Source organism: Coriobacteriia bacterium (assembly GCA_013336165.1).
Lineage (GTDB): Bacteria > Actinomycetota > Coriobacteriia > Anaerosomatales > JAAXUF01 > JAAXUF01.
The window spans coordinates 13898-28866 of record JAAXUF010000002.1; the positions used below are offsets into that span (position 1 = coordinate 13898).

Here is a 14969-nt window from a genome sequence, read left to right on the forward strand (position 1 = left end):
CCCGAAGCGAATACCTACTCCTGTGTCCCCGGCGATTGGGGATCGGTCACTTGCGTGTCGGCGGATCCCGGAGAGGCCGTCCACCACTCCTGAGTCGGCGTGCTCGGCGGCGGGTAGACGGCTCTCGGCGCATCCGGGTCGAGACCCGTCATGCGGCGGAAGAACGCAGTCCATAGCGATGCGTTGAGAATGGTCGTGAGAAACCCGACTGCCAGACTGACCGGAAGCGTCACGATGATCGACTTCAGTACGGTGCCGAACTCCTGCGCAGAGTCGGAAGATGCCGAACTGAACATCGCGGTGGAGGCTGTGAAGACTGCCTGAATAATTGAGTTCACGATTCCGTCGATGACGCCGATGGCCAGCAGGATGCCATAAGTAATCACCAGGAACATGAACACGTACTTGAAGCATGCCCGGAACGCCTTCCAGCCGGCGCTCAAAGCGCTTCCCGCGCCCCGGTCGCCAATCACCGCGTAGCGAATCACGATCTCGATGAATGCGGATAGGAAGAACAAGACCAGTAGCATCAGCAGCATGAGCAGGCTCGTCCCGCACAGCCCGCCGACAAGAGCGCCCCCGCCGGCATCGCCGGTGCGTGCAACGCTTGCGATGCCGATGAAGAACGGCACCAGCGCCAAGATCGCCGCTAGAAACGCGGCGACGCCGAGCACAAGCTGGATCAGGAAGACTCGGCCGATACGCCCCGCGCCCCAGCCCCACGCGCCACCCACGGTTACTTTGCGGCCCGATTGGAACTCATCGGTGATGTGGACGAGGCCTCCGATCCCGATCAGCCGCAGGGGGATCGCAAGCAGAGCAGCGACCACAAACGCGGCGTAGATGACGATGAGCGGCATAAGCATCGTCAGCGACGGTTGCACTCCGCCGATCAGACGGTTCCACAACGTCTCCAGAGCGCCCGGTCCGCCCGCAGCTGCGACCGCAGCCCCGACCAAGACCAGATACAGCCCCAGCACGGCCGCCTGCACGGTCGCCCAGAACCCCCATGCGGTCCCGGACTTCAGCCCCTTGAAACCCTTGCCAACCAGTTCCGTGTAGTTCACGAATCCCCCAAAGAATCTCGTGCCGCCTAGTCCAGCTGTCTGATCTCGTACTCTCGTGTCCCGAGCCCCATCTCTTCGGCGTAGCGCATGCCGATGGTGCCGTCCACGCCCGTGACGGCGAAGAACTTGTCGACACCCGGCGCCAGCCCCTCGCCCCGCCCGCCGGGCAGGCCAGTGGCTGCGGTCACAAGGTCGTGGGCCGCCTGGTCGATGGCGACGATATCAGTCGAAGCAAGCACACCGATGTTGGCGACGAGCGGCGCGTCCGACCAACTCCAACAGTCGCAATCGGGTGTGACGTCAGTGATGAACGAGAGATAGAGCGTCTTGCCCTCTTTGCCCTTCAGGACGCCGGCCGCATGCTCGACGATCTTCTCCTGCAGCGCGGCGGGCGTCGTCTTGAAGCATGTTGCGATCGCGCCGTATGGGCAACTCGCCACGCACTCCCCACAGCCGTAGCACACCTCGCGGTTCACAACGGCGACTCGGTCCGGACCGATCACGATGGCCTGAACCGGACAACTCTGGACGCAGCGCTTGCATGCGGTGCACTTCTCGGCTGAGACCTCGGGGCGAAAGTCCGCGTGCATGCGCTGTTTCGCCGACCGGCAACCCAGCCCCATGCCGACGTTCTTCAGCGCGCCGCCAAATCCCGCAGCCTCGTGGCCCTTCACATGCGTCACGACGATCATCGCATCGGCGTGCACCGCCGCCGATGCGATCCGCACACTGTCGAAGTGCCGGAAGCCCTCGATCGCCACATCGGTCGCCTCGCGTCCGTCAAGACCGTCGGCGATGATGATGGGCGCCTCAACAGTCGCATAGCCGAAGCCGTTGTGCAGCGCGCATGCGATGTGATCGACTGCGTTGCCCCGCTTGCCGCCGTACAGAGTGCTCGAATCGGTCAGAAAGGGCTTGCCGCCCTGCTCCTTGACCAGTCGCACGATTTCGCGCAGGAACACCGGCGACACGAACCCTGTGTTTCCCGTTTCGCCGAAGTGCAGCTTCACGGCAACCATGTCGCGATCGCCCACCACGTCTTTTAGACCCGCGCGCTCGAGCAGAATGCCCGACCGTTTGACCAATGACGTCTTCTTGACACTGCGCATCGGCGCAAACCACACAACCGCCTTCTCGCTCATCGGTGCAATCCCTCCCGCATGTCATGTTCGTCAAATGCAAGCGCCGCCGCGCCCAGAATCCCTGCATCATTGCCCAGAACAGCCTGCGTGACGGTGACATCGCGCCGCCCCGCCATCGCTTCCGCACGCATGACCTCGGCCGCCCGCTCCACCATGTAGTCGGCCGACTCGCCGATACCCCCGCCCACCACAATGAGTTTCGGGTTGAAGACGTTCACAAACCCGACGAGCGCCCTGCCGAGAACCACGCCGGCGTCCAGGAGGATCTGCCGAGCAACGGCATCGCCTTTCGCAGCTGCCTGCAGCACCGACTCCGCGGTGATCGCTTCGATGTCTCCGGACGCAGCCTTCAGGATTGCGGCACCGCCGAGCTGCCCTGCGGCTTCGCGGCCCCGGGCTGCGATCGCCGGCCGGCCGAGGTAGGCCTCGAGGTGGCCCTTCCCGCCGCATGGACACGGCGCGCCGTCCATCTGCACCACGACGTGACCGATCTCCCCGCCGAGTCCCCGGCTTCCACGATACGGCTCGCCGTTCAGAAAGATCCCGCCGCCAACGCCGGTGCCCACCGTGATCATGAGGAAGTCGCGTGCGCCTTTGGCCGCGCCGAATCTCGACTCGCCGAACGCGGCCATGTGGCCGTCATTGTCGATGGTGACTTCGCGCTTGGTACGCGACATGACAAGCGAGCGCACGTCAACGCCCGCAAGCGGCAGGTTGGTGCAGTACTCGATCGACTGACGCAGAAAGTCGATCTGCGCGGGCACCCCGATGCCGATACCGGCGATCTCGGAGGGCTGCACGCCGCCTGTCGAGACCTCTTCCACAAGATCAATGATCGCATCGACTACCGAGAACGGCCCCGTCTTCGGCGTCAGTCGTTTGACGTCTTTGACGATCCTGCCCTTGCGCTCGACAAGCCCGACGGCGATGCGGGTTCCACCAACGTCGACCCCAATCGCAAAGTTCGTGCGCATGCGGCGAAGACCTCCCCGGGAAGTGAATCAAGCGTCTTTCGTAGTCTATACCAGCGCACCGACTTCGAGTGTCTCCCTACCATGTCTCGTGGTGAATGCGCGACATGTCGTAGGGTTCTCGCGGCTTGGGAGGCTCGACGGGCCAGCCGAGCGCGACCATCGCAAGCGGGCGCACGGTTCTGGGCAAACCGATGACTCTGGCGACGGCGTTCATGCGGGTGCGCCATGGGTACACGCCGATCCACACGGCGCCCAGCCCGAGCGCGTTCGCGGCGACCAGAAGGTTCTCGGTGGCCGCCGAGCCGTCGACAGTCCAGTACCGCATACCGGGAAAGCGGTCGACGAGTATGTCGCCGCACACGACGAAGCCAACTTGCGCGGCCGCCAACATGCCCGAAAACGGCGTTACCTTCGACAGGCTCTCCAACCGGTCGCGATCGCGGACGACCACGATGCGGGTGCTGCGCTCGTTCATCGCCGAGGGCGCAGCCATCGCCGCATCAAGCAGTGTAGCGATAGCCTCCTCCGACACGGGTTCGTCTGTGTACTTGCGGATGCTTCTCCGCGTGAGAATCGCCTCTAGAGCATCCATCGCTTTCGCTACCTTTCCTTCTTGTCAGGCGGACCTCACGGCTGCCACCCGAATGCTTGCGAACCTCTCGGCGGCCTTGCGCAGCTGCTCATCGGTCGCGCCTGTGTGGCGCCGAAACTCGGCTACCAGGTCCTCCGCCACCACGTCTTCGACCGCAAACGTCCGTTCTTCCGTCACGCGGATATCCTCGAAACCCGCCTCGCCGAGGAGTACAAGGTACTCGTCACGTAAGATGGCTCCCGCAAGGCAGGCGACGTAAGCCTCCATCGATCCGCGAATCTCTACAGGTATCTCCCCAAGCGTGACGATATCGGACACAGAAATCCTGCCGCCGGACTTCAGGACCCGCGCCGCTTCCGCGAACGCCTGCCGCTTGTCGGGCACGAGGTTGATGACGCAGTTGCTGATGACGGCGTCCACGGTCGCATCGGCAACCGGCAGGTGCTCGATCTCCCCCAGCCGGAACTCAACGTTGCCGTAGCCGCCGACGGCTGCGTTCTTGCGAGCGCGCGCGATCATCTCGGCGGTCATATCGACGCCGATGACGTGCCCGGTGGGACCCACCTGCCGAGCAGCCATGAAGCAGTCGATACCACCACCGCTCCCCAAGTCGAGCACGGTCTCACCCGCGGAGAGTTCCAACAAAGCGAGCGGGTTGCCACAGCCGAGGCCGAGGTCGGCGCCACCCGGGATCGCAGCAAGGTCGTCGGCCGAGTAGCCGAGTTCCTGCGAGACCGTCCCGCCGCTCACCTCGCCACCGCAGCAACTCCCGCTCGAACAGCACGATGTTCCCTGTGTGGCGTGCCCCGCATAGCGCTCGCGAACGGCTTGCTTGATATCGTCATCAGTGCTCATGATGTCGCTCCATATCTCAGTCGGATGTTCGGAATGGTCCTCAGCGGTCGATCCGCAACACGACGTGCCGCAGCCGCATGTCGGCTCCCCGCCTCGAATCCACGAATGGATAATCGCCTGAGCACACCCAACACCGGGTTTGACGCTGATCGCTCCGGCCGGACAGTTAAGCGCGCATGCGCCACATTCCATGCACGCGCCCCGGTCTGCCAGCACAGCGCGCGCGCCGCGCATGACGAACACCGCGTGCGGGCACACCTGAGCGCAGGCCCCGCAACCGATGCACGATCCCGCATCGAACTGCAGCGACACCGCGTCCTCCAAGTAGCGAAAAGTCTCCACGTCTATGCTCCCATCCCGGTCGCCCATGCAGCCGTCCACAACACCAGTGCCACGCCCGCCGCAGCCACCTGCCACGGAATCGCCCGACGCAACTCCCGCTCCACGCCGGACGGCGAAGTAAACGGCGTCGCGCCGGTGAAGTTCACCCCCACATACGAGGCGATCGCACCCACGCCGAGAATCACAGCCGGCCAAGCCAGCCACGACTCGACGCCAAATGCGAGGGCCACGCCCATGGCCACGGTCGCCACAGCCACCCCGGCGACGGCGCCCTTCACGGAGAACGCCCGGCCCGGCAGCCACGGCAACAGCGCGGGAACAGCGAGCCCTCCCGCCAATACACCGAGCGCGAAGACCCCGGCACTCGGCAGAAACGCCGTCAACAGGGCAGATGGCATCAGCCGATGTGCGCCCAGCGAAGCGCCCACAAATGCCAGAACCATGAGCACGCCGACAACCCATATCCACGGCAGCGAGCCAACCAGCTCCACCGGCGCCAAGGCAAGGCGGTCCGCCATCGGGAAACGCACCTTACGCATCTCGGCGGTCGCCCGCATCCCGACACGCAAGTACTCAGGCAGGTCGCGGGAGTAGACCGGGCCCCAGATGACGCGGAAGCCGGACAGCCGCTGAACCTCGCGGCCATTGACCCCCGGCGCCCCGAGTTGCGGCACGACGACGACCCGATGTTCGACCACGCCGTCAAGCTTCTCGGCCAGAATGCGCGACACCAGCTCACGCGTGCCGAACGTTCCTTTGCCGGCGGCACACCAGACATTGATGCCGAGCGTGTCGAGCACGAGGAGCCAAACGTCGCAGCCGGCAAGGTCGCGGCGCACGATGTCGACAGTCATCCGGTAGTTCGCCGTGACCAGCACCGGCGAAGCTGGCCCGGGCTCGCCGATCGCGTAGAGGCCGGGCCTGACCGCTGAAGTCTCGCGGCCGACTCCCCATCGCAACGCCCAGCGCTTCGCGGTATCGCGCCACGTCAGCGTGGTGGACAGAACCGATCGAGTTGTGTCAGCACCGTTCACGCGAAGTTCCTCTCGAAAGTTCGACCCTTCGATATACTTCGAACTAGATCGTCTGCTATCATACTTCGAAGGACATCGAACTTGTCAACAGTGGGAGCACAAATGCCCAACCAACCCGCCGAGACCATCGACCACACCGACCTCGTCTTCCGTGCACTCGCCTCCAAACCTCGCCGCGAGATCCTGCGTCTGCTCGCAACCGGTGCGGACGACGAGCGCTGCTGTTCGGCCGATGAGGTATGTGCCTGCGTCTTCGCCGAGACGCTCGACTTGGGCGCACCGACGGTCTCTCACCACATGAAGACGCTCATCGGAGCCGGGCTCGTAACCTCGCGCAAGCGTGGCCTGTGGGTGTACTACCGGCTGGTTCCGGATGCCATGTGCGAGCTGCTGAATGAGTTGAAGGCCATGACAGGGAAGGAAGACCGATGCCCCAATCCGTTGCAAAGCGCCTGAGTTTCCTCGACCGCTATCTCACGCTGTGGATCTTCCTCGCGATGGCGGTCGGCGTCGGAGCCGGTGCGCTCATGCCCGGAATCCCTGCATTCGTGAACTCTCTCTCCGTGGGGACCACCAACATTCCCATCGCCATCGGCTTAATCCTCATGATGTATCCGCCACTCGCGAAGGTGAAGTACGAGGAGCTTTCCGACGTCTTCCGCGACAAGAAGGTACTGGGGCTCTCGCTGTTCCTGAACTGGATCGTCGGCCCCATTCTCATGTTCATCCTTGCGGTCACGTTCCTGCGCGACCAGCCGGCCTACATGACCGGCCTGATCCTGATCGGACTGGCTCGCTGCATCGCAATGGTCATCGTCTGGAATGACCTCGCGAAGGGCGATTGCGAGTACGCAGCCGGCCTCGTTGCGCTCAACGCGATCTTCCAGGTGATCTTCTACGCGCCGATGGCATGGCTCTTCATTACGGTCCTGCCGCCATATTTCGGACTGCAGGGTGTTGTGGTCAACGTCACGATCGGGCAGATCGCGCAAAGCGTCTTCATATACCTCGGCATCCCATTTATCGCGGGTGCGCTGACTCGGCTCGTGTTGCTGCGCACGAAGGGCCGCACGTGGTACGAGACCGTCTTCGTGCCGAGGATCTCGCCGATCACGCTCGTCGCGCTGCTCTTCACCATCATCGTGATGTTCTCGCTGAAGGGCGGCCTGATCCTGCAGATCCCGCTTGACGTGGTTCGCATCGCTATCCCGCTGCTTATCTACTTCGCGATCATGTTCATTGTGACCTTCTGGCTGGGCCGCAAGATGGGCACGACGTACGCCAAAGACACGGCGCTTGCGTTCACGGCGACCGGCAACAACTTCGAGCTTGCGATCGCGGTGGCAGTCGCGGTCTTCGGCCTGAACTCAGGGCAAGCGTTCGCCGCAGTGATCGGACCGCTGGTGGAAGTGCCGGCGCTCATCCTGCTGGTCAACGCCGCGTTCGCGCTGGGCAAACGCTGGTTTCCTGGGGCCAATCCCGCCGAGGCCGATCTGCTCGGCGAGGCTGGCGCGGCATGCGCGCTTGAGGATCGCTGAGTCACGATGAGACGGATCGCCCTCTTTTCCGACGTGCACGGCAACCTTGCGGCGCTTGATGCGGTTCTCGGCGACATCGCGGCGGCGGAGCTCCCGGAGATGTACTGCCTCGGCGACCTTGTCGGCTACGGGCCGAATCCGGCGGGAGTCATCGAGCGAGTGCGAAGCCTCGCGATTCCCACCATCGCCGGCAACTACGACGATGGCGTTGGCAACCGGCGCGGAAGCTGCGGCTGCTACTACGCAACCCCTGCGGCGATCGCCGATGGGGAGGCGTCGTACGCCTTCACCGACGCCGCGCTCTCAGACTCCGACCACGACTGGCTCGCGCAGCTGCCCGCGCAGATCCGCCTCGGGCACGCGGGCCTGCGAATCCTGCTTGTGCACGGCAGCCCGCGCAAGATCAACGAGTATCTGCTGCCCGACCGCACCGACACGTTCCTTGCACGCCTCGCCGATGAGGCCGAAGCCGACGTCGTCTGCGTCGGCCACGTGCACATCCCCTACCACCGTGTGCTCATTGCAGCAGAAGGTCGGCGGGTGGACTATGTGAGCTGCGGCTCCGTCGGCAAGCCCAAGGATGGCGACGCGCGAGCGACCTGGGTCGAGCTGCTGCTGGGCGACGATGAGTCCGAGGAGCCTGTCGCAACCCTCACGCACCGTGTGAGCTACGACGTCGGCGCGGTCGCAAGCGCGATCAGATCCGCGGGCCTGCCTGAAAGGATCGCTGCCGCCCTTCTCGGCGGGTGAGAAGGCGATCTGCTTGCGCTCGCGGCTCGGCTTCTACAACTCCTTCCGGCGAAACGCGAGTGTCGCCAGCGCCACCAGCGCCACAGCGAGCACGAGCGCCGTCACCACCGGCCACAGCGCGTCCACGTGCCCGCCGGAGGCCAGCGTCGACGGCTGGGTGGTGAGCGCCGCCGGCGAGTACTTGCCAAGCGGCTTCCAGATCGCCGCGATCGATACCAGCGCATACACGCCCAGCCCTGCGCCGGCCGCGCCCGCAGCCGAATTGATGAGCACCGAGAGCAGCGTCATGATCGCGATGAAGAGGACGCCGAACACCAGCCACAGCATCGCCGAAGACCACAGCGCGCGTCCCGGCGCCTCGCTGAAGACCATCCGCGTGACGCCCCAGGTCAGAAGCGTGCCAACGACCAGCAGCACAGAGAGGAACGCCGAGTGCACCGCCGCCTTCGCGATCACAAACGCCGAACGCGAAACCGGTTTGGTCAGCACGAGCACCGCCGTGCCGCTCTTGCTCTCCGACGAGACGATGCCGCCGTAGATGATGATGAGCGCGAACAGCGCGATCTGCGACAGATTCTTAATCCACTGCCCGTATGCGTCGAAGTATGTTGGCGGTGGAATCACGAAGCCTCCCAGCTGATCGCCGGCAAGCGACCCCACGATCTCAGGAGTGAACCGGGCGAGCACGGGACCTGACAGCGCAAAGAACAGCATGATGCCCGGGAGCACCCAGATCCGCCACGTGCGCAGGATCTCGCGTGCCTCCTTGCGCGCGAACACCGCAAACCCGCTCATCGCTGTCCACCTCCCACAAGCTCCACGAAGACCTCTTCAAGTCCCATTTCTCCCGCTTCCATGCGGACAAGCCCGATCCCTTTCGCCGAGACCATGGCCGGTATCTCCATCCGTGCGGCCACCACGTCCTTCACGGTGATCTCAATGGTGCCGTTCGCGTTGTGCGCAACCGCGCTCGCCCACTCCCGCCGCCGGATCTCCTCGGCAAGCCAGCCGGCCTCGGCGGTGACCTCGATCACGACCTTCTGCTCGCCATAGCGTTCCTTGAGTTCATCGATGGGCGCCTGGACTACCACCCGTCCGCGATCCAGGATCGCGACCGTGTCGCACACGCGCTCGACATCGGCGAGGATGTGCGTCGAGAAGAATACCGTCGTGCGCCCACGCAGCGATGAGAGCATGTCGAGGACGTCCTTGCGGCCCATCGGGTCAAGCGCGCTCGTCGGCTCGTCGAGCAGCAGCAGCCTGGGCGCGTTCACGAGCGCTTGGGCCACACCGAGGCGCTGCTTCATTCCGCGCGAGTAGCCGCCGATCTTGGTCCTGACTCCGGTAAGACCGGCGAGATCAACCAGCACCCCCACACGCTCGTCGAGGACTCGCGCTTCGATCCCGAAGAGGCCACCGGCGAAGCGCAGGAACTCCGTTGCGGTCATCCACTCGTAGAAGCCGGGCACGTCGGGCAGAAAGCCGATCTCGGCACGGATGGCGTTACCGACCTGCATCACGTCTTGGCCGAGGATGCGCACCGAGCCGTTCGTAGCTTGCGCGAGGCCGGTCAGGATGCGAAGTGTCGTGGTCTTGCCCGCGCCGTTCGGGCCGAGAAACCCGAAGATCGAGCCTTCCTCAACGGCCAGATCCACGCTATCGAGCGCGCGCTTCTGGCCGTAAACCTTGGTGAGTCCTGTTATCTCGATCGCCGCGCTCATTGGGTGTCAGCATCCTTGCGTGTGCCGTAGAGCGCGTCGGCGACGTTCTCGGCGCGGACCGAAGTTGGAGCGGGGGGCACCAATCCCTCGGAGACGGCGGCGGGTTTGCGTCCGGCCACTAGGTAGATGATGGCGCCGATGGTGTTCACCAGCAGAATGATGGCAACCCAGATCCACTTGTTGCCGAAGACCACCTGCGCTACGGGCCGCCGATAGAGGTCGACCAGCGAGATCACATCCAGCACGATCTCGACGAGGATCAGCACGCCGACGGCCACAAGCACCCCGGTAGGAATGGCAGACAGATCCATGTTCATCTCACACGTCCCTTCGACAGGTCACGGCGCTGTTCCGCAGCGCGGCCGATCCGTGACATGACCACAAACAGCGCAAACGGCACCAGCACCGAGCACGCAATACCGACCCAGATGAGCCACGTCCCTGCGCCGCCGGAGAGCGCAAAGAGCGTCTGCGCGAACACCGAAAGCGCCAAGATTGCGAACACCGAGCTGAACGCGGAGGCAACAACCCGGTTCAGCGGCGACCGGCGGCGCAGGTGCGTCCGGAAGGCGAACGCCAACGGAACGCCCGCCATCAGAGACAGGAAGACAACCGCCTGGCCGCGGCCTTGGTAGTCATCAACACCCGAAACGCCCCAATGCGACGGCACCAGCGCCGGCAGACTCGGCCAGCTCACGGCGACGAGCACCGCGAACGCTGCGACAATCGCCAGCGGAAGGACGAGTGTCGCCGAGACTAATCGCGACGGCACGGCACCGAAGGGAACTTCCTCGTCGTCAGGACGCACGATGCCAGTCAGAACCGCTAGCGCGCCAAAGTTCACGGTCCACCCCAAGCCGAAGATTCTCGGCACAAGGACCCGCCGATCAAGGGGATCCCACCACCGCTGGGCCAGGCGCTCCGCGTTGGGAACACGAACGTCATACGGCATGCCGAGAACTCGCCCCGAAAGCCCACCGGCGCCAGCCTCAGCGAGCTGCTGCGCCTCCGCATATTCGGCGGCCAGCGCCTCCGGCGTGCCGAGCTTTGCGAGCACGCGTGCGATCTCCTCCGGCGTGTCGGCACCACCGAGCTGTTCGGACACGTGATCCCGTAGGTCTGAGATGGCTTCCTCGGCTCCCGAAACGCCAGCCGCAAGAAGCGCATCCTTGAAGCGCGCGAAGTAGGCGTCGATCTGCTCGGCGGCCTTGGCGGTGATGGTATCGGGCTGACGGATTTCAGACGCGGTCATCGGACGGCCTCCTTGCCGAGCAGACTGTCCATTGCACCCGTCACGCCTTCCCACGCTTTCGCCATCGCTCCGAACTCCCTCTCGCCCTCAGTCGACAACCGGTAGTACTTCCTCGGCGGTCCTAACGGCGACTCACGCCATACCGAAGTGACGAGTCCCGCTTTCTTCAGCCGCGACAGCAGCGGATAGACCGTCCCGGCGCTGATCGCCAACCCCGGATGCTCGCCGAGGCGATCAACGATCTCGGCGCCGTACGCCTCGCCGCCATGCAGCAGTGCGAGAATGGCGAGTTCAACCACACCTTTGCGAAACTGGGAAAACACCGCCTCACCACCTGCAGACATCACGTGCTCCACTCTGTGCTTCGACGCTTGTCAGACAAGCTTCCTTGTATTGCACGGTAGATGGTAATACATACTAGAGAGCATGGCAAGAAGAAGAGCTGGAACACTTCCGACGTGTGCGTTAGCTGGCCACCGGGTCGCTCGATGCGAGCGATTTCAGTGTGCATGGGATGCGGAAGTAGGTGACGCTCATGCCTTCCGGATGGCGCGGTCGCAACACCGGAGTCAGCATGACTGCCCCCCTGATGCCCGCCTCGGCCAGAACATCGAGAGCCGCGTCGACCGCGTCGGGCGCACATGCGATGAGCGCGAGCGACACCCCCAACTCCTGCACCCGGACAGACGCATCGGCAAGCGCCTCCACTGTGACGCCGGCGATCTCCGCGCCCACATCCTCGGCCCTCTCGGAGAAGTAGGCGACGGGACGCATTCCAAAGTCCCGCGCCGGAAACGTGATCGCAAGTCCGCGAAGGATATCGGCATTGCCGACGATGACAAAGGGATGCGCCGCCGAGAGCTCCAGAAACTCCTGGAGCGCCTCGTACAGAGGCTCCAGCGCGAAACCCGACCCGGGACGTCCTTCGATCGGCACGTTCCTCAAATCGTGGCGCACGGTCTCCTCGGAGAGTCCGAGTTCCTCTGCGATCTCCCGCGATGTGACCGGCCGAGAAGGACGCGCGCCCAACAGCCCGCCGAGAAAACAGTGGTAGCGAGAGAGCCTGAGCATTGTCGCCTCAGATGATTGTGTGTACTCGCTCATGCACAACCCCCTCGAGTTGAGCCGCGTCGATACGCACCCGACGATACCGCACTGCACGAATTTGCGCCAACACGTTAGATCCTCCCCCTACTTTGGTACAGAGATACACGAGGTTCGTTACAGCCTCAACGAATGCCGGAAGAGGCCCCAGCGGGGGTGCAGATGGGAAAGTGAGGAACCAACATGGCACGGGTCAATTGGAGGCGGGTCGGAATGCTGGCGGCGTGCGGCGCTCTCTTGATGGCTGCGCTGGCACTCGGCGGATGCACTAACAGCAAGAGTGCGGACGCGCAATCCACGCAAACCTCCGCCGGCACGCAGACAACCGTCAGTAATAGCCCGAGCGCAGCGACGTCTGTCGCAACGCAGACGTGCGCCGCGTGCACCACCAAGGTGATGCCCACCATGGTGGTGGGGACGGTCAAGGACACCGGCGGCACGCAAGTCATTGAGATCGGCGTCAAGGACGGCTACTACTATCCGAACCAGTTCACCGTCAAAGCGGGCTCACCAGTCAAGATCGTCTTCACAGGCAAGGTCGCCGGCTGCCTCGGCAAGCCCAAGTTCACGAGCCTGAACAAGCAGGCCGACTTCAGAGAGACCGGAACTGCGACTCTCGAGATTGGAACGCTTGCGGCCGGCACGTACGAGTTCACGTGCGGCATGGGCATGCTGGGTGGCAAGCTCATCGTCCAGTAGCGTAACAGGGTCTCAGCTCTCAGACGCAATACAGGTGCGCACGGCCCGTGCTCCGCATAGGCCGTGCGCACTTTGGGAATGTAATCGACAGCCCGACAACGTCCGCCCGAACATGCCAGAAAGAACACGCCCATGGAATCGCACGCAATGCGCCGACGCACAATTGCCCTCGTGGTGTTGATCGCTCTGTCCATCACTCTGGGCGCCTGCAGCAAGAAGACATCGTCCACCGACCAATCGTCGAATGGAGCATCGGGCGCATCCACACAGACGGCGACCTCAGATTCCACGACGGGTACCGCCTCATCCTCCGGCGTCACCACGGCCCCAGCGTCAGCGGCGTCGGCTTCCGGCGAGTGCGCCGCATGTGCGGGTCTGGGCACGGCACCGATCGTGGTAGGCACCGTGACTGTCATTCCCGATGCGCAAGGGACGAGCACGGGCGGCGGCTCCGGTGGCGGAATGATGGGCGGCGGCGGACAGGCCGCGCCGACAGCGACCGTCGGCGGCACACAGGTAGCTTCAGTCCTGATCAAGAACGGCTACTACAGCCCGAACGTCTTCTACGTGATCTCCAGTCTACCGGTGAGGGTTGTATTCACTGGTAGCGCAACGGGGTGTCTGGCCAATCCGACGTTTCAGAAGCTCGGTAAGACGGTCAATTTCGAGAAGACCGGCTACGGCGTCATCGACCTCGGTAAACTCGCTCCTGGAACCTACGAGTTCACCTGCGGCATGGACACGTTTGGCGGCAGAATCGTGGTTCAGTATTAGCCGACTGTTCGACTCTACTGCGCGTCCACCACAACGATCGTGGCTTGTGCCATTCCTGAACCACAGGTCATGACATAGGTTCCGGCCTTCGTGGGAGGTATCGGCACGGCGGTCAGTGTCGAAGGCGCGATGTCTTGAAGGATATGAAGCTGAGGCACCTCGACCTGCTTGACCTTGGGTCCGGGATCGCCGCACGCCCCGACAGCCGGATCGTTGCGCCTATCCACAATCAAACGGACGGATCGGTTGGCCGGAATCTCGACCGTGCGCGGCGTGAACTCCATGCTGGCGAACTCAATCGCCACCTCGACAACACCGTCCTGCGCAACCGACCAGTTTGTCTGCTCCTGAGAAGGCGACTTCAGCGCATGAGTGACCGCCTGCCTGGCCGTTTCGAACGTCACCGGCGAGCCCACGAGTACGAGTCCCCGGTTGAAAAACACGAGGCCGAAGACGATCAGGACGACCGCCAGCCCGAGACTCAAGCGATCCCGAAACCGCTTTGGGATGAGGCTCGCGCTCGTGCCGAACGCCACAAGCAGCGGAGCGGTTCCCACCCCGAACGCCAGCATGCCGAGCGCTCCGGTCACTGCGCTGCCTGAGGCCGCAGCCATCAGCTCCGCGCCCACGAGCGGGCCACACGGCATCAGCCCGGTCAGAAGGCCAAACATGGCGGGCGTCGCCAGCGAAGCTTCGCCCGTCTCGGCGTCGGACTTCGCTTTGCGCCGTGTCCGTCTCAGAGCGCTGACCAGGAACTTCGGCGGTTCAGGCATCAGCCGAAGCGCCCATGGAACTCTCCCCGTCAGACCGATCCCGAGCACGACCATCAGTACACCGGCGGCGAACAGTGCCCACGGGCGCACCCTGTCAAAGTCGAAGAATGCGCCCACCGCGCCGAGAAGCAGTCCAACGATGGCGTAGCTGATGAACCGGGCCACGTGATAGGCGGCGTGCGGTGCCAGCCTGTGACCCCATGCGCCTTCTGCATCGCCCTTCACGGCGTAGCTGAGGATCAGAGGTCCGCACATTGAAACGCAGTGCACGCTTGTGACAAGCCCGAGAGCGAACATTGAGTACACGAAGACAGACATCGACGCCCTTTCGGCCCAGTCTTGCAGTCGGCTA

General features: G+C 63.9%; 18 protein-coding genes and 1 pseudogene. 5 read left to right on the forward strand and 14 right to left on the reverse strand.

What is annotated here, in order from left to right; genetic code table 11:
- Window positions 1–14: 14 nt before the first annotated feature.
- The 7 genes and pseudogenes from HGA39_01685 to HGA39_01715 form a co-directional block, all read right to left on the reverse strand.
- Window positions 15–1067, reverse strand: a complete 1053-nt coding sequence (locus HGA39_01685) for a hypothetical protein (protein NTW28063.1) — start codon at window positions 1065–1067, stop codon at window positions 15–17.
- Window positions 1068–1093: 26 nt separating this feature from the next.
- On the reverse strand, window positions 1094–2209 hold the full coding sequence (locus tag HGA39_01690; protein ID NTW28064.1) for a DUF362 domain-containing protein: 1116 nt from the start codon (window positions 2207–2209) through the stop codon (window positions 1094–1096).
- A complete protein-coding gene (locus HGA39_01695; protein NTW28065.1) occupies window positions 2206–3183 on the reverse strand; it encodes an ROK family protein in 978 nt (325 codons plus the stop codon). The genes HGA39_01690 and HGA39_01695 overlap by 4 nt, the downstream gene beginning before the upstream one ends.
- Window positions 3184–3259: 76 nt before the next feature.
- Entirely contained in the window at window positions 3260–3775 is a 516-nt protein-coding gene (locus HGA39_01700) for a nitroreductase family protein (protein NTW28066.1), read from the reverse strand.
- Between the two features lie 24 nt (window positions 3776–3799).
- Window positions 3800–4630, reverse strand: coding sequence for an arsenite methyltransferase (arsM, locus tag HGA39_01705; GenBank protein ID NTW28067.1), 831 nt, complete (start codon window positions 4628–4630; stop codon window positions 3800–3802).
- A 93-nt stretch (window positions 4631–4723) separates the two neighbouring features.
- Window positions 4724–4972 (reverse strand): annotated as a pseudogene (locus HGA39_01710) (4Fe-4S binding protein).
- 2 nt (window positions 4973–4974) lie between these two features.
- A complete protein-coding gene (locus HGA39_01715) occupies window positions 4975–5976 on the reverse strand; it encodes a hypothetical protein (protein ID NTW28068.1) in 1002 nt (333 codons plus the stop codon).
- A 132-nt stretch (window positions 5977–6108) separates the two neighbouring features.
- On the opposite strand from HGA39_01715, the gene HGA39_01720 reads away from it, so the two are divergent.
- The 3 genes from HGA39_01720 to HGA39_01730 are packed head-to-tail and all read left to right on the forward strand — an operon-like array spanning window position 6109 to window position 8294.
- Window positions 6109–6462 (forward strand): helix-turn-helix transcriptional regulator, encoded by a 354-nt coding sequence (locus tag HGA39_01720; GenBank protein NTW28069.1) that lies wholly within the window; start codon window positions 6109–6111, stop codon window positions 6460–6462.
- The gene (gene arsB, locus HGA39_01725) at window positions 6435–7544 is read left to right on the forward strand and encodes an ACR3 family arsenite efflux transporter (protein ID NTW28070.1); all 1110 of its coding nucleotides are present in this window, start codon (window positions 6435–6437) and stop codon (window positions 7542–7544) included. The genes HGA39_01720 and arsB overlap by 28 nt, the downstream gene beginning before the upstream one ends.
- A gap of 6 nt (window positions 7545–7550) precedes the next feature.
- Window positions 7551–8294 carry a metallophosphoesterase family protein gene (locus tag HGA39_01730; protein ID NTW28071.1) on the forward strand — a complete coding sequence of 248 codons (744 nt, stop codon included), beginning with the start codon at window positions 7551–7553 and terminating at the stop codon, window positions 8292–8294.
- A gap of 33 nt (window positions 8295–8327) precedes the next feature.
- On the opposite strand, the gene HGA39_01735 is transcribed toward HGA39_01730, so the two are convergent.
- The 6 genes from HGA39_01735 to HGA39_01760 all read right to left on the reverse strand — a co-directional run bounded on the left by HGA39_01735 (window position 8328) and on the right by HGA39_01760 (window position 12371).
- Window positions 8328–9089 (reverse strand): ABC transporter permease subunit, encoded by a 762-nt coding sequence (locus HGA39_01735; protein ID NTW28072.1) that lies wholly within the window; start codon window positions 9087–9089, stop codon window positions 8328–8330.
- Window positions 9086–10015 (reverse strand): ABC transporter ATP-binding protein, encoded by a 930-nt coding sequence (locus HGA39_01740; GenBank protein ID NTW28073.1) that lies wholly within the window; start codon window positions 10013–10015, stop codon window positions 9086–9088. Before HGA39_01740 ends, HGA39_01735 begins: the two co-directional genes overlap by 4 nt.
- Entirely contained in the window at window positions 10012–10326 is a 315-nt protein-coding gene (locus HGA39_01745; GenBank protein NTW28074.1) for a PLDc_N domain-containing protein, read from the reverse strand. The genes HGA39_01740 and HGA39_01745 overlap by 4 nt, the downstream gene beginning before the upstream one ends.
- Window positions 10327–10328: 2 nt before the next feature.
- The gene (locus tag HGA39_01750) at window positions 10329–11267 is read right to left on the reverse strand and encodes a DUF1648 domain-containing protein (GenBank protein ID NTW28075.1); all 939 of its coding nucleotides are present in this window, start codon (window positions 11265–11267) and stop codon (window positions 10329–10331) included.
- Window positions 11264–11611, reverse strand: coding sequence for a PadR family transcriptional regulator (locus tag HGA39_01755; GenBank protein ID NTW28076.1), 348 nt, complete (start codon window positions 11609–11611; stop codon window positions 11264–11266). The genes HGA39_01750 and HGA39_01755 overlap by 4 nt, the downstream gene beginning before the upstream one ends.
- Window positions 11612–11732: 121 nt before the next feature.
- On the reverse strand, window positions 11733–12371 hold the full coding sequence (locus HGA39_01760) for a hypothetical protein (GenBank protein ID NTW28077.1): 639 nt from the start codon (window positions 12369–12371) through the stop codon (window positions 11733–11735).
- A gap of 183 nt (window positions 12372–12554) precedes the next feature.
- Between HGA39_01760 and HGA39_01765 the strand changes: the two genes are divergently transcribed.
- Window positions 12555–13070 carry a cupredoxin domain-containing protein gene (locus HGA39_01765; protein ID NTW28078.1) on the forward strand — a complete coding sequence of 172 codons (516 nt, stop codon included), beginning with the start codon at window positions 12555–12557 and terminating at the stop codon, window positions 13068–13070.
- A gap of 132 nt (window positions 13071–13202) precedes the next feature.
- Window positions 13203–13844, forward strand: coding sequence for a hypothetical protein (locus HGA39_01770; GenBank protein ID NTW28079.1), 642 nt, complete (start codon window positions 13203–13205; stop codon window positions 13842–13844).
- 14 nt (window positions 13845–13858) lie between these two features.
- Here HGA39_01770 and HGA39_01775 read toward each other — a convergent pair whose 3' ends face one another.
- On the reverse strand, window positions 13859–14935 hold the full coding sequence (locus tag HGA39_01775) for a hypothetical protein (protein NTW28080.1): 1077 nt from the start codon (window positions 14933–14935) through the stop codon (window positions 13859–13861).
- Between the last annotated feature and the right edge of the window lie 34 nt (window positions 14936–14969).

Coding starts and splice junctions, on each gene's coding strand:
- HGA39_01690 (NTW28064.1), bottom strand. CDS start 2,209: ATGAGCGAGAAGGCGGTTGTGTGGTTTGCGCCGATGCGCAGTGTCAAG.
- HGA39_01695 (NTW28065.1), bottom strand. CDS start 3,183: ATGCGCACGAACTTTGCGATTGGGGTCGACGTTGGTGGAACCCGCATC.
- HGA39_01700 (NTW28066.1), bottom strand. CDS start 3,775: ATGGATGCTCTAGAGGCGATTCTCACGCGGAGAAGCATCCGCAAGTAC.
- arsM (NTW28067.1), bottom strand. CDS start 4,630: ATGAGCACTGATGACGATATCAAGCAAGCCGTTCGCGAGCGCTATGCG.
- HGA39_01720 (NTW28069.1), top strand. CDS start 6,109: ATGCCCAACCAACCCGCCGAGACCATCGACCACACCGACCTCGTCTTC.
- arsB (NTW28070.1), top strand. CDS start 6,435: ATGCCCCAATCCGTTGCAAAGCGCCTGAGTTTCCTCGACCGCTATCTC.
- HGA39_01730 (NTW28071.1), top strand. CDS start 7,551: ATGAGACGGATCGCCCTCTTTTCCGACGTGCACGGCAACCTTGCGGCG.
- HGA39_01735 (NTW28072.1), bottom strand. CDS start 9,089: ATGAGCGGGTTTGCGGTGTTCGCGCGCAAGGAGGCACGCGAGATCCTG.
- HGA39_01740 (NTW28073.1), bottom strand. CDS start 10,015: ATGAGCGCGGCGATCGAGATAACAGGACTCACCAAGGTTTACGGCCAG.
- HGA39_01745 (NTW28074.1), bottom strand. CDS start 10,326: ATGGATCTGTCTGCCATTCCTACCGGGGTGCTTGTGGCCGTCGGCGTG.
- HGA39_01750 (NTW28075.1), bottom strand. CDS start 11,267: ATGACCGCGTCTGAAATCCGTCAGCCCGATACCATCACCGCCAAGGCC.
- HGA39_01755 (NTW28076.1), bottom strand. CDS start 11,611: ATGTCTGCAGGTGGTGAGGCGGTGTTTTCCCAGTTTCGCAAAGGTGTG.
- HGA39_01760 (NTW28077.1), bottom strand. CDS start 12,371: ATGAGCGAGTACACACAATCATCTGAGGCGACAATGCTCAGGCTCTCT.
- HGA39_01765 (NTW28078.1), top strand. CDS start 12,555: ATGGCACGGGTCAATTGGAGGCGGGTCGGAATGCTGGCGGCGTGCGGC.
- HGA39_01770 (NTW28079.1), top strand. CDS start 13,203: ATGGAATCGCACGCAATGCGCCGACGCACAATTGCCCTCGTGGTGTTG.
- HGA39_01775 (NTW28080.1), bottom strand. CDS start 14,935: ATGTCTGTCTTCGTGTACTCAATGTTCGCTCTCGGGCTTGTCACAAGC.